This window comes from Pseudoflavonifractor sp. MSJ-30, assembly GCF_018918045.1.
In the GTDB taxonomy this organism is placed as follows: domain Bacteria; phylum Bacillota; class Clostridia; order Oscillospirales; family Oscillospiraceae; genus Faecousia.
Window position 1 is genome coordinate 1 of the sequence record NZ_JAHLPU010000008.1, and the last position, 13,529, is coordinate 13,529.

12 protein-coding genes are annotated in these 13,529 nt (G+C 55.2%); 4 read left to right on the forward strand and 8 right to left on the reverse strand.

The features are described 5' to 3' along the window. Nucleotides 1–209: 209 nt before the first annotated feature. The 6 genes from KQI10_RS00665 to KQI10_RS00690 all read right to left on the reverse strand — a co-directional run bounded on the left by KQI10_RS00665 (nt 210) and on the right by KQI10_RS00690 (nt 6,159). Nucleotides 210–1,445 carry a hypothetical protein gene (locus KQI10_RS00665; protein ID WP_216565438.1) on the reverse strand — a complete coding sequence of 412 codons (1,236 nt, stop codon included), beginning with the start codon at nt 1,443–1,445 and terminating at the stop codon, nt 210–212. A gap of 89 nt (nt 1,446–1,534) precedes the next feature. Beyond that, the gene (locus KQI10_RS00670; protein WP_216565439.1) at nt 1,535–3,418 is read right to left on the reverse strand and encodes a DUF5067 domain-containing protein; all 1,884 of its coding nucleotides are present in this window, start codon (nt 3,416–3,418) and stop codon (nt 1,535–1,537) included. A 272-nt stretch (nt 3,419–3,690) separates the two neighbouring features. Next, nucleotides 3,691–4,347: a TM2 domain-containing protein gene (locus tag KQI10_RS00675; RefSeq protein ID WP_253285023.1), complete on the reverse strand. Its 657-nt coding sequence runs from the start codon at nt 4,345–4,347 to the stop codon at nt 3,691–3,693. A gap of 142 nt (nt 4,348–4,489) precedes the next feature. After that, on the reverse strand, nt 4,490–5,260 hold the full coding sequence (locus tag KQI10_RS00680; protein ID WP_216565440.1) for a DUF4428 domain-containing protein: 771 nt from the start codon (nt 5,258–5,260) through the stop codon (nt 4,490–4,492). 29 nt (nt 5,261–5,289) lie between these two features. Continuing rightward, nucleotides 5,290–5,772, reverse strand: a complete 483-nt coding sequence (locus tag KQI10_RS00685) for a hypothetical protein (protein ID WP_371818341.1) — start codon at nt 5,770–5,772, stop codon at nt 5,290–5,292. A gap of 24 nt (nt 5,773–5,796) precedes the next feature. Continuing rightward, nucleotides 5,797–6,159, reverse strand: a complete 363-nt coding sequence (locus KQI10_RS00690) for a hypothetical protein (RefSeq protein ID WP_216565443.1) — start codon at nt 6,157–6,159, stop codon at nt 5,797–5,799. A gap of 244 nt (nt 6,160–6,403) precedes the next feature. Here KQI10_RS00690 and KQI10_RS00695 point away from each other — a divergent pair, with 244 nt between their 5' ends. Genes KQI10_RS00695 through KQI10_RS00705 form a run of 3 tightly spaced genes read left to right on the forward strand, consistent with a single transcriptional unit; the run spans nt 6,404 to nt 9,632 of the window. Beyond that, a complete protein-coding gene (locus KQI10_RS00695) occupies nt 6,404–8,050 on the forward strand; it encodes a histidine kinase N-terminal 7TM domain-containing protein (RefSeq protein ID WP_216565444.1) in 1,647 nt (548 codons plus the stop codon). A gap of 6 nt (nt 8,051–8,056) precedes the next feature. Beyond that, the gene (locus KQI10_RS00700; protein WP_216565445.1) at nt 8,057–9,025 is read left to right on the forward strand and encodes a hypothetical protein; all 969 of its coding nucleotides are present in this window, start codon (nt 8,057–8,059) and stop codon (nt 9,023–9,025) included. Continuing rightward, the gene (locus KQI10_RS00705; RefSeq protein ID WP_216565446.1) at nt 9,006–9,632 is read left to right on the forward strand and encodes a response regulator transcription factor; all 627 of its coding nucleotides are present in this window, start codon (nt 9,006–9,008) and stop codon (nt 9,630–9,632) included. Before KQI10_RS00700 ends, KQI10_RS00705 begins: the two co-directional genes overlap by 20 nt. A gap of 218 nt (nt 9,633–9,850) precedes the next feature. Here KQI10_RS00705 and KQI10_RS00710 read toward each other — a convergent pair whose 3' ends face one another. Beyond that, nucleotides 9,851–10,987, reverse strand: a complete 1,137-nt coding sequence (locus KQI10_RS00710) for a hypothetical protein (RefSeq protein WP_216565448.1) — start codon at nt 10,985–10,987, stop codon at nt 9,851–9,853. Between the two features lie 195 nt (nt 10,988–11,182). On the opposite strand from KQI10_RS00710, the gene KQI10_RS00715 reads away from it, so the two are divergent. Continuing rightward, complete coding sequence (locus KQI10_RS00715) at nt 11,183–12,085, forward strand: LysR family transcriptional regulator (RefSeq protein WP_216565449.1); 903 nt, start codon at nt 11,183–11,185, stop codon at nt 12,083–12,085. 43 nt (nt 12,086–12,128) lie between these two features. On the opposite strand, the gene KQI10_RS00720 is transcribed toward KQI10_RS00715, so the two are convergent. After that, nucleotides 12,129–13,436, reverse strand: coding sequence for an SLC13 family permease (locus KQI10_RS00720; protein ID WP_216565450.1), 1,308 nt, complete (start codon nt 13,434–13,436; stop codon nt 12,129–12,131). Nucleotides 13,437–13,529: the final 93 nt, after the last annotated feature.

Here is a 13,529-nt window from a genome sequence, read left to right on the forward strand (position 1 = left end):
GCTGTCTCACTAGGCACTTTAATGGGTCAAAATAGCAAAAAATGAAATGTCATTGCGAGCCAGTGACCGAGTCACTGGCTCGCAATGACATTGTTCTTTTTGGGCATTTTGCTATTTTGAGACAGCCACATTGTTGCGCTTTTGCCAGATTGCTGCCAAGCGGAATTTGGAAACGCAAACTTCAAAGCGGTTTGCTCCCTGCACGTTTTCTATCCTGCAGCCTGCGTCAGCACACACACCGTTGTGCTTCGCGACATGAACGGCAGACAAATGCCGCTCTCACCCGCGCCGACCAGCAGCTCCGTGCCGCTCGGGCTGATCAGGAGGGGATACGTCTCACACAGATACATTGGACCGCCCGTGACACTGTAGCTATTACCGCCCACAAGCGACAAACTGAGCGTCACATAGCTCGGCCCGTTCGGAATGGTTTGAATTGCCCAGAAGCCGCTCCACATCTCATCAATGTCGTCACTGTCTTCGTAGGCCCACTCCAGATCAACCGTACCTCCCGTCTCATCCTCGAGATAGAAGCGCAGCGAGAAACAGGCATAGCGGCCGGTTTCCCCTGCCATGGTTTCTGTGGTCCAGCCCATGCCTGTACTCTGCGCCCCGGCAAGGCCGAGGGCGGTCATGCCTGTCCAGCCATCAGAAAGCCAACCGGCAAATTCGGGAGGGGCGTTATACCAGGCATATTCCGTGAAGTCAAACGAAAGATAGTCACCGGCTTCCGATATGCACGGCGCAAGATGGCTCATCGCATCAAGCGAAGGATACCATTGGCAGGTGTTCCCGTTGTTGTCGGTAATGAAGACCTGGGTGTCGGCCTCATATGCAATGCCGTCAAGATTCGCAAAGAGCAGCACCGGCTCACCGCGCTCTGACCGGTAGAGGACCTCCGTGACCTCATCAGCCTGTGTTTTCTCGTTCCACTGTACACGGTTGATCGCAACCGTCACATTCTCATTAACGGGCACAATGCAGTACAGATGCCCTGCGCCGCCGATGATATGCTTATCGTCGATCTCCGCGATAAAGGGGTATTCGAGAAGCATTGCCTCATTGGTCCCCCGCAGCCATGCGGGGAAGCCCGTCTCGAACCCTTCGTCAAACAGCCCGCCGACGTAACCGAGATACGCCGCGCCAAACATTGTCATCGGAAAGTCGATTCTGTCCCGCAGCCATCCAAGCGAGGCCTCCGCCTCCTGTGAAAACGTGTGCCGCACCGACGGCGTGCCCGCCGCCTCATCGTGCGGTGCGCGGTCGTTCATGCCGTTCCGCAATATAGTTTCTTCCGGTCGCTTTTCCGAAATTTCCTTGTTGGGCTTTGTGCTCATTTTGGACTCGTCATGCTCCGTTTGCGTCGTCTGCGCGCAGGCACAAAGCAACAGCGGCAGAGCCAGCGCCAGCAGCAGCGCGAGTGCTTGTTTGTGTAGTGTTTTCATAGCCTCCGTTTTTCGTGAACAGCCGGACTCTCCCGCTCCAAAATGGGGCGGGAGTCGGTTTTCATATGGTTTTCAGATGGACGACAATCTTACTTGAATGACATGTTGCTGAGGATGATGTCGGGCATCGTTCCCGGAACGCAGTCCATATTCCGAAGCCCGATGGAAAGGGCGCGGTTGTTGTCGAGCTGCGCGATATACTGAATCCATTCGTAGCCGATATACTTATAGGTGCGGCCGCGGAAGGTGATGCCGCCGATCACCCGGTCTTCGATATCCTGATAGTTTTCGAAGTTGTCCTTGTAGTAATCAAATTTTTCAACGTTCTCTCTTACCTCAAACTGAATGGCGCCCGCACCAAACGCTGTGGGATCGTTGTTTTCCACCAGGCAGCGCCCCCTATCATCGAACGACCAACCGGATACCGGGATCTTCGTCATGATCTTGACCTTCACATCGTCTTTTGCAAACTGGGCGATTTCCACGGAGAAGTCCTTCATCTCGGCATTTGCAGACGCTGCCTTGTTCGCCTCGGCGGCCTCGGCCTTCACGATGTCCAGATACTTTTCTATGGCTTCTGTGCCGGAGAAGCCGCTGGTGTTGTACGCACTCACCGTATAAACGCCCGACTCGTTCTCCTTGAAATTGACGTAGATGAAATGGGAGTCATCGTCCCTGGATATCCATTTGTAGTAGCGGTAGTTTGCCTTCATGTGGTCGCTGTACTCTTCCTTGACGAACTGACCTTCCACGCCGAAGTAAGCAACAATATCATCGTAAGTTGCATCGAAAATATTCCTGTTGACCTCGTTCATCCAGACGTAGCCCTTCTGCACCTGCTCCTCTGTCACGATGCCGTCTCCACCGGAGGCCGCAGCGTCTGTCTGGGTGAGCGGGGCGCTGTCATGCGGATTGAAGTCGTTCGACGGGTCTTCTCCGATGGCATCCGGCATGGACTTGCCCGCGTCAATCAGCGGCAGATACCAGTCGGTATAGCGGTAGGGATAGCCGCTCTCGTCCATATCATCCCAGTACCGGCCCCATGGGCGCAGGTAGATATCGTAGTGGAACTCATCGTCGCCGTTCTCATAGTCGCCGTCGATCCAGATCATGTCGTCATAGTCCAGAAGGCCGGGATCGACGATCCAGTCGGCATGCTCCAGCGGTACGTTTGTGAACCAGCCGCCCTCGGACATCACCGTGCCATATGTGCCGGTGCCGGCCTCATTCAGACTGACCTGTACGGAAGCCATGGGATCGGACCTTGTGTAGTCCTCGTCCCAAAGCGTGATTGTGCCGGTGTAGTCCGTACCGATGTCAATGTTGCCGCAGACATCCCACCAGTTTCCTTCCATGCTCTCATAGGAGCCGCAGCAGCCGCTCATCTTCCACCAGCCGTACCATTCGCCGTTCCACCAGTCCAGCAGTGCGTCGCCGGTTTCGGCGGGAGTGGACAGTCCGCCGTCGTCAGTCTGGTCTGTGCCCTCGGCAGTTACGTGGCTGAGTGCAGCGGTATCGATGGTGATCTTGCCGTTTTTCTTACCAAATATCTGCTCAAAGGTCGCCTCGACCGGGCTGGTCGTGTCGTGAAGCAGATATGCTGTCCGAACTTCCAGTGTTGTGCCCGGAGCAATGTCTGTAAACTGGCTGTCAATCACAGTCTCAAAGCTGTCATAGTCCTGGAAGACCGTAGCGACTTCCAGTTCTGTGCCGTTCTGCATGAGCGTTTCATTGACGCTCCAGAGATACGAAGCATTTTCCTTGCCGTTGTTTGTGAAGTCCAGCGTCAGAACAATCGCGTCATTTCCGTCCGAATCCTCCATGATGCACGCGCTCTTGTAGAGCAGTTCATAGTCGCCGAGCTTAATCAAATTTGAATCTTTCTCCTTTTCCTTTCCGCAGGCGCTGAGGCTGCCGAGCAGCATCAGCACCGCAAGAAGCAGGCATAGAATCTTGGTTTTCGTCTGTTTCATAATTCCCTCCCAATACTCCTTCAGGAATGCGTAAATCCGCCGATCAGCAGAAAATGGCCTATACTTCCGGCAAGCACAGCAGCGCATACCTGAGACATTCAGGGGACCTCTGATTCAATCAGCAAGAGCTGTGCGCGGAAGATTTTTCGGCCAATCGAGGTACCGGAAACGGCGGAATACTGTATGTATTTCCCATTTTCGGTACCGGGGAGTGGGCGGAAAAGATCCGCGCACAGCCGCAGACGATTTATTCAGAGGTTCCCTGGCTTTTCTTATTTCTTTTCGCGCTGAATCACGTTTCCGTTCTTGTCGGTGAACTTGCCGCAGAGAATCTTGATAAAGTCCACAAGGTACCCTATGCCGAACAGGCCACCCGTCAGCGTATAGAGAATACCCGTGCCGATCTTGCCGACATAGTAGCGGTGGACGCCCAGACCGCCAAGGAAGAAACAAAGCAGGAATGTTGTCAGCCAGTCCCTGGTGTCAGCCGGAACCTCCGGCGCCACATAGTCCTCTACTTCCTCACCGTTCAGAATCTTCTTCACGGTTTCCGTCACGGTGTCGATATAGCCGCCGCGCTCCGTCGCAAGGCCCACCGTCGCGCCCTTGAGGCCCTTGCGCAACGCGCTGTTCTTATCGACGCGCATACCGCCAACCGACATCTTGGACTCAGTGATGACCGGCTGGATCCGGATGTGCGTGCCGTCCTTAAGGTAAAGCCAGAGACCAACGTCTACATTCGGTTCCTTTTCAAACGAGATGCGTTGACCGGGAACGCCGCCCTTGATCTGGAACGGCATCTGGAACGCTGCCCTGCGGGCATTGAGCTTCTCCATGATCTCTTCCAGTGTGGTGGAATAGGAGAGATCAAATTCACGGGGACTGGTCGCGAACGCAACCTCTTTCATGCTGCCGGTAAGGTTATCCATAGCGTTTTCTCCTTTCTGAAAGTCCGGTGGGTGGCTGATACGTATTGTGTTTCCACGGGGCTTTTTTCGTCAAAGCGCCGCCGCAAGCAGGAGTAATGCTACATGCTTTCTTTTTTCCCTGAATCCCCCTTTGATGGATGGCTCAGCCTTTTACCGCGCTGCCGCAGTATTCACAGCAGCCGCTTGCATCCGGCGTGGTTGTCGCGCCGCAGTAGGGACAGGTGACTGCCGCTTTGGGCGCGGCAGCCTGCTGGACCTTTTCACGCACATCCCTGCGGACCTGCGTCAGAACCTGCCGGATCTCCTCGCCGAGCTTCTTATAATTGCGGTACTCAACATTGGTTTCCGGATTGCTCCGGGTCGCCATGCCCGGACGCAATGCAGGCGGCGGCGTTATTTCCACGGAGCTGGAGTTGAGCCGGAAGCGCATCTCGTCAAAGTAGGGGTTGTTGACAAATACGGTGATGTAGAAATCGTAGGAGTATTCATAGCGCGGCGGGTTGTAACTGACCTCCTTGCCGTCCTTATCCTCACGCTTGAGCTCCGAGCGGCTCTCGTCAATGTCGAGATTACATCCGGTCACGTCCGCGAAGTCCAGAACATCCGGGTTGGCCTCCGCAAGATTTCTGGCCCGTGTCACCATGAATTTTCTGGCGTCCTCGTCAAGAAGCACCTTTGTGTCCGTGCCGAGGGTTCTGGTCGTATGGAATGCCGCAACCTTTTCCTGATTTGCTTCCCTGTAGGCAAGCTGCGCCTTGATTTCCTCGACGGTGCTGTTGCGCCGGTCAGAGAACCATGGGGATAGCTTTTTGGCGCAGTTTTTGCAGAGGTTCCCGTTTTCCAGCTTGCGGTTGCCAAGCAAGCCAATCTTTTCTCCGCAAATGTCGCAATATTTCTTATCGAACAGTCCCATATATGTATCAATCTCCTTCCGCACTATTGTTATGCCCACGGGTCTTGTGCCGCGGGAATCCGGATTCCGCTGAGAATGCTGGAATACTCCCACAAAAACCACTGGCCGGTCGAGGCCTTCTGCCGCAGCTTCATGGGCCGCGGCGAATCTGCGCCTGCCGTTTTCAGGAACACCCGCAGATAGCCCGGCTCCATATCCTGCGGTCTGGGGTCTGCCAGCACGTTAAGCCGGTATGGCGCCCGCGGCTGATAGCCGTTTTCCGGCGCCGCGCCCTCAAAATAGGCAAACGGCAAATATGCCTTTCCCCGCAGACGGTCGCGCAGGAACTGCGCATCGTAGGGCGTCATGGGCCGCGGGCCGCGCAAGAGGTTCATTGCGGCAGTTCCGGTGTCCTTGTCCCTGTCGAACAGCGCAAGCGCACACAAAAACAGCGCACAGATATGCTCCGGCTGCCGCCCTTTGGCGGCGAGTGTTTCAAATTCCTGCAAATTCTCAGGAATTTTCTGTATCACGACCTGCAAATAAATCGCTCCTTTCTAAAGCGTATCAATCACGCCTGCCAGGTAGGTCGGCGATACCGACGCATAGATAAAATTGTCGACCAGCTGATCCTTCACCGCCTGCCGTACCTCGGCGGCAAGCAGCTCATCCGCGTTTTCATCCACCAGAAGCAGAACCTTGCAGGCCCAGCCGAGCTGCCTGACGGCACTGCAAAGCCTGAGCCGCTCGCTCAGCTTCCAGATGCCCTGCCGAATGACCTCCATTACCAACACATTGGCGCGGCAGTTCCGGCACAGGGCAAGCGTTTCCTCCGGCTTTGAAGAACAGTAGACAAGGAAATCCGGGTCGCACCCCGAAAGCGATTGCATGACTGCTTCCGCCAGAAGTCCGCCTTTCATATCCAGCACAATCCTTCGCACTGCGCTTTTCCACCGCCTTTCTCTTCTATTGTATGTTCCATTTATATTTTAGCCGCTATCGCTTCTTTTTGCCCCCGCCGATTGGATAGGGTTTACAATTATTTTTTGTTCAGAAGCCGAGGTCCGGCTTGATTCTCTCGGCAAAGGGGCAAAACTGTGTTGCCTTTTTCTATCCGCATGTTATACTATCAGTACAGAGGCGCACAGTTGGGAGGTATGCGGCATGAGCAAAGCGGCAAAAAAAAGCATCTTATACGCGCTGGGCGTGTTGGCGCTCATTGCGTTTGCCATGTGGCTCCGATATGCAAGCCGGCATATTTTTCATTCTCCGGCTGTCAGCCACCTGCGAAGCGGGATCTATGTGTTTTTGTTCAGCGTGTGGTGCTACTCCCTGTGGATCCGTATCGTACAGACGCAGGTGCGGCGCTATCTGCTGGCGATCTCGGTGCTGATGGTGCTGTGGATCCTTCTTCGCTCAATCAAGTTTTCCATTGAAAACACGGATGCAGAGCGCTGGCTGTGGTACTTCTACTATTTTCCGATGCTGTTCATCCCCATGCTGTCGGTCTTCGTTTCCCGGTCACTGGGCAAGGGTGAGGATTTTCGGCTGCCCCGATGGACCAAGCTGCTGTATTTTCCAACGCTGCTGCTGCTTTTGCTCGTTTTGACCAATGATCTGCACCAGCAGGTGTTTTCCTTCCCGTCCGGCGTTTTATCGGATCGGGAGTATCGGTATGAGGTCGGCTATTTCTTTGTGATGGGGTGGGAGTCCCTGTGCGCGGGGTTTGCGTTACTATCGATGGTGAGAAACTGCCGCATCCCCCGCGGCAGGAGCGTTTGCTGGCTGCCGCTGGTTCCGCTTGCGCTTTCGTTGGCCTACGCTTGCGCATATGTGAAAGAGATTTATTGGGTCTGGGTGCTTGCGGGCGATATGACGGTGTCCCAGTGCCTGATTTTCGCGAGCATCCTGGAATGCTGCATTCAATGCGGACTGATTCCGTCCAACCTCGGATACGACGAACTTTTTGAGGCAACGAGTTTGCCTGTCCAGATTACGGATCAGGCATTTTGCTCCCAATATGTGTCTGTTGCCATGCAGGGGACTTTGCCGCCAAATGAGCTGCGGCAGATGCGGCAGGATACCATCCATCTGGGCGACGATACACTTTTGAAGCGGCACAGGCTGCGCCGCGGCTGGGTATTCTGGAAGGAGGACATCTCCGCGCTGAATCAGATTCAAAAGGAGCTGGAGCTGACAGGGGATGAGCTGCGTGATACCGGCGACGTTCTGGCGGCGGAGAATGCGCAGCACGCGAGATGGCTGAAGCTGACAGAAGAAAACCGCCTGTATGACATGATGGAGTCGCAAACCGCCCGGCAGATTGCGATGCTGCGGGATCTGCTGGCTGAACTGCGGAAGACGGAGGATCCGGACAGAGCCAGGCATCTGCTCGGGCAGGTCATCATCATCGGAACCTACATCAAGCGCAGAAGCAATCTGATTTTTGTCGGCGTGCAGCGGGGCGCAATCAGCGTGCAGGAGCTTCGGCTGTGCCTCAATGAATCTTCCGAAAATATCAGTGTCTATGGCGCCGACTGCAGGACCATTGTCAAAGGAGAAGGCCAGCTTACCGTTGAGCAGGCAACGCAGGTCTACGATCTGTTTGAGGCGGTGGTGGAAACGGAACTGGAATCCCTGCGCGCGCTGCTGATTTCCATAGAGGTCGGCAAGCGGGTAGAGGTTGCTCTCTGTGCCGCGGCGGCGGAGCCGCTCCGGGGGCTGTGCGGGCGGTTCCCGGGGCTGGAATGGGAGCAGGATGAGGACGGACTGCAATATCTGACGTGGGAGCCGGAAAAAGCAAGGGGGTAAAGGCGTATGGACAGGATTAAGGAGAGCTTCGACAATCTGCCCATCGCTGCCTGCTTCTTCGATAAAAACGGCGTGGTGCGGCTCATCAACCGCCGGATGCTTGCCATTGCGAACTGGCTGCGAAAAGGCGGCATACAGTCCCTTGCGGAGATGCGGGACGCTCTTAACTTGCCGCCCGCAAACGTCCGCTGTCTGGACCCGCGCCTTTGGATTTACCGTTTTCCGGACGGAAAGGCGCTGCGCTTTGCGCAGGAGCAGATCACAACGAAAGCGGGTGTCCGCTATACGCAGATCACTGCCGCGGACGTTACGGAGCTGATCCGGAAGCAGGACCAGCTGAAAGTGGAAAACACGAAGCTGGCGGAGGTGAATGAGCGGCTTCGGCTGCTGCTTGTTCAGATGCCGGAGATTATCCGGGAGGAAGAGACATTGGCGATGAAGCTGCGTGTGCACGATGACATTGGGCACAGTATTCTCGCGGCGCGCCGTGTGCTGCTCCAACACACGGATCTGGAGGAAATTCGCGCAAACGCGGCGCTGTGGGAACAGTCAATATCCGTGCTTTACCGCTCCAGCCAGATAACGGCGCAATCCGAACCGCTGGAGGCGGCGAAAAAACGAGCGGAAGAATTGGGCGTCAGCGTTCAGATGACAGGGAATGCGCCGCAAAGGCAGTGGATACGCGCGCTGAGCGCCCTGGCGATCTGCGAATGCGCGGCGAACTGTGTCCGTCACGCGGATGGTACAGAATTGTATGTGCGCTTCCGGCAGAAGCCGGACTGCATGGAGGTTGCCCTGACCAACAACGGCGCAGTGCCAAAGGGAAAAATTATTGAGGGTGGAGGTCTTTCCATGCTGCGTCAACGTATCGAGGAAGCAGGCGGCAAAATGGAGATTTGGAGCATCCCTCGCTTTAAACTGGTGCTCAGTCTGCCGGAACAGGAGGAAACAGCCCATGAGAGTGATGATCGTTGAAGACCAGACCATGATCCGCAGTCTGCTGGAAACCTATTTCCGTGCCGAGGACGGATACCGGATCGTGGCGTCCATCCCCGGTGCAAAGCAGGCGGTTGAGGTGTGCCGGACAAGCTCCGTCGATCTGATTTTGATGGATGTGCAAACGGAGAACCGCGAGAACGGCCTGACTGCCGTTCGCCGGATCAAAGCCATACAGCCGAAGAGCAAAATCATTGTTGTGACCTCGCTGATCGACTGCGCGGTGCTGGACGAGGCAAAGAGGGCCGGGGCCGACAGCCTGTGGTATAAGGACTCTACGCAGAAGCGTTTGATGGATGTTGTCCGGCAAACGCTTGCGGGCGAACATATCTTTCCGGACGCGCCTCCGACGGTTGAGATTGGCATGGCAAAAAGCACGGAATTTACAAAGACGGAATTGAAGGTTCTGCGGCATCTGCTCCGGGGCTTGTCTTACACACGCATTGCGGCAGAGATGGGCTGCGAGATGTCTACGGTCAAATTTCATGTGGCAAACATGCTGCAAAAAACCGGGCTGGAAAACAAACTGCAGCTTGCCCTGGCAGTCAGCGATGTCAAGTTGATTGCTGACCTGGCGGAAGATTGATGGAATTTGCCGCACATCTTCCACTGCTGTCTCATGGAAAAAGCCAGTCGGATCCCGCCTGTGCGGATGGCTGTCACGGCTGGAGATGGGGCGCCCGGTGCCTTGGGGATGCTTTTCAGCGTTCCGGTCTGCTCTGTGTTTTTTATTTTTCATACAAAAACCCGCCCCAAAGCTGTGGTGGCAGCCTCGGGGCGGGAAGAAAGGAACGAAGCAGAGCATCAATTGCCTGCGTAGTCCTCACAGGGAACAGCAGTCTTAAAGGAGCGGTTCAGGCAACCGCCAATGACGGTCGCCACATCCTGCACAACAGTCCGGCAGGTTTCAACCTTACCGATCACGTCGGGCAGTTCAATTCCATCATGACGCACGGTGAACACCGTAATATCCGCAGTCTGCCCCACCTGAATGGCAGGCGCCTTTGGCGCGACGTGCAGCAGCGCGGAGGGTGTGAGAATGACCTTTTTCAGAGCGTCCGCCAGCGGGATGCCTGCCTGAATGGCCTTGGTCATAACGCCAGCCAGGCGAATGCCGGGCTTTGTATAATTTCCCAGATGCAGGTCGGTGGAGATGGTTTCCACCACAAAGCCCTGCTGAATGGCACTGCGGGCCATATCATAGCCAAAGTTGTTGGAGCCGTGGGACAGATCAAAGCGAACGCCACGCTCCATAGCGTCCCACATTGCCTTTTTCAGCTTGCCATTCTCATCGAAAATCCCGGGGCTGACGGGAGAATAGGTGTGGGCGTACACATCGTCCCGATCCAGAACCTCCAGAATCTCCTCCACCTTGTCCGTGCAGCGGCTGGGGTGGACGATCAGCGGCAGATTGGCCTTGACTGCCAGCTCCTTTGCCATGCGCAGCGTTTTTTTGGTGTCGCAGTTGACACGGGGATCAATTCGGATCTTGGCACCCAGGATCTCCTCCGGGTATGCCTTCGCCACCTCCAGGAATGGCGCTTCCTTCAGATTGTCCAGCGTCTTCAGTTCGCCGTTCTCAATGCCCCAGCAGCCCACATACAGATAGGCTGTCGCGGGGAAAGGCAGGCGGGAATTGATCTGATGGAATCTCTCAAACGTAAACGCGCCGAAGCTCCCCGCCTCGTGGACGCGGGTCACGCCCAGACCCGGATAGGTCAGGAAGGGATCCAGGCCCCCAAAGTGGGTATGGCAATCGGTCCAGCCGGTAGAGACGCAGAGGTTCTCTCCCTCCAAAACCTCATAGCCGGGCTTCACGGCAATGTTTTGGGATATTTCCGCCACCCTGCCGTTTTCAACACGAATATCACAGGGGGCGGAAAAGGTGCCGTCGGCAGCGTCAAAGCTGCGGGCATTGCGGATCAAAATCTGATTTATCATTGGAATTTCCCTCTCGTTTTGAAAAATCTTTCCGGCTGTACGGTGGAATTCAGAGGTTCCTCAGCAGTCGGTACCGCTTATTCTATGTAATAACATCTCCGGCCTCATGCAGCACCGCGGGTATGAAATGGGGATTGACATTTTTCCCTCCGAACATTATTGTATACACAGGAACTTCAGAGAGGCGGGGTTGCTTTGACCATTGACGATATGCGCTATGTTCTGAAAATTGCGGAATGCGGAGGCTTTACAAAAGCCGCTCAGGAGTTGTATATTTCTCAGCCGACCCTGAGCCAGCGTCTTCAAAAAGTGGAAAAAGAATTGGGTATTCGTCTTTTTGAGCGAAACCGCTTCGGTGAGGCAGCGCCTACGGAAGCCGGTCAGCGTTTCTGCGCGGAGTGTAAGCATATCCTGTCCCATTGGGACAGACTGCAGCAGGAGCTTCAGGAAATGAAGGGCAAAAAGCGATTCACTCTGGGCATTCCCATCCGAACGGGCTTTGAGCTTGTCTCCGGGCTGATGGACGCTCTGGCAGCGGTCGATCCGAATATCGTACTGTCGCTGGTTGATTGCGCAAACTATCAGATGGAGGAGATGCTGGACAAGGGTGAGCTGGACTATGCCCTGATTCGTATGCCGAATCAAAGTATGCATCTTCAGAAGCGCCTGCTTGTCAAATATCTCCCGGCAGTGCATCTCCGGGATGGCAGTCCGCTCCGGGACAAAATCTACTATCACCCAGATGAGCCTTTTGCGTATATCCGCCTGGAGGAGCTGGAGCATGAGCCTCTGGTCGCCGCTCCCTCTTCTCTGGAGCACCGGACGCGGAAATGGCTGGATGCTCTGTTCGCCCAGATTCCGGGACTGTTGCCGAAGGTCGTACATACCGTTCCCAATATCAACATGTATGACTATTACGCGAAAAGCGGGACTGCTTCCTATATTCTTGCGTCCCGGGAGATTCCCTCCGGAGCCTGCAGGCTGGAACCGGACCAGGCCCTTCCCTATGAGACCTATTTCGTCCAGAGCCGTCGGGCAGATTCAAAAACCGCAGACATTCTATTCCGCATTCTCGACCGCCAAATCAATCACGGCTAGCCCCTCCCTCCGCGTTCCGCGGAGGGAGTTTTCCTATGCTCAATCAGAACGCAGGATACAGTGTCATGACAGACAGGACAGAGACCACGGTGATGATCAGAGAGGGCAGCCAGCCCTGTTTGATCAGGGAAGCCTGGTCGTAGCCGCCGGTACCCATAACCATGGGAATGGTGCCCGTGGCCATAGGCGTCAGGAAAGCGGTCAGGCAGGCGGCGGACAGCAGAATCAGAGGACCACGGGGATCGCAGCCCAACGCTTGGCAGCTCAGAATGACAATGGGCAGGAAAATGGCCTGACAGCTTTGATTGTTCATAAACTGCGTCATGATAAAAGGAACCACAAAGAAGAGTGCCCCGATGATGTAGCCATTACGGGTTTCACCCACGACAGCAGCAACCAACTCACCAATCTTATCGCCGAGACCGCACTCGGACATGGCTGAACCCATGACCAGGGCGCCGATAATCATCAGCACAATACGGAACGGGAAGGAATCGGTAGCCTCTTTGGGCGTCAAAACACCGGAAATAACCATCAGAACCGCACCGGTCAGGGTGACCTGCCAGCCGGGAATGCCAATCTTGCCCTCAGCCACCAGTCCAATAACCGTGAGAATGAAGACGGAATAGCCGATGACCTCGCGAACGGGATCCAGAGGTGCGATTTCCTTACCGCCTCTGGCCTTGGCATTGGTGGTGGTAATGGCCACAGGAGGCTGCTCGGGGGAAATCTTCGTGCCGACGAAAATCGCGTAGATAACAACAACGACCAGAGTGATGATACGGCCATAGAAGAAATCCATCATCGTGAAGGAAATATCCGTAATACCGAAGGCCTCCAGATAGCCGTTATACTGTGCAAAGGTCACCGCTCCCGCGCCAAGAGGCAGCGTTCCGCAGGTGCCGATAACGATCAGGGCCAGAGGGAACATAGCCTTGGAGGGGCTGACGCCCATATCCTCGCAGGAGGCCATGACCAGGGGGAACATAACGGCATAAACGGACATGGGGCTGGGAATGAACTGGGACAGCAGGCAGCCGATCAGGGCGTAGCCGGCAAACATCTTTTTGAAGCTGCCGCCGCTGACCTTCGTAACCAGGTGGCTCATCTTCCGCACGGCCTGGGTACGGTTAAAGCCGGTCACCACAACAAACATACCCAGAATCAGGATAACATTTTTGTTGGCGAAGTACCCCAGCGCGGTCTTGGCGGGAACCAGCCCGGTGAACACGCACAGAAGAAGCGCCGCCATGGCGGTTGTGCCCATAGAAATCTTCAGCTTATCATAGAAGACATAGCCGAGAACCATGGCCACGAAGATGGCAAGACATTTGATCATTTCAGGAGTCAATTGGATCTACCTCTTTCTATTTTATTTGCTCTGTTTGTGGAGCTTATCTATGAATGATTATAAATGCGGAGATTCTTCTGTGCAAATTGAATA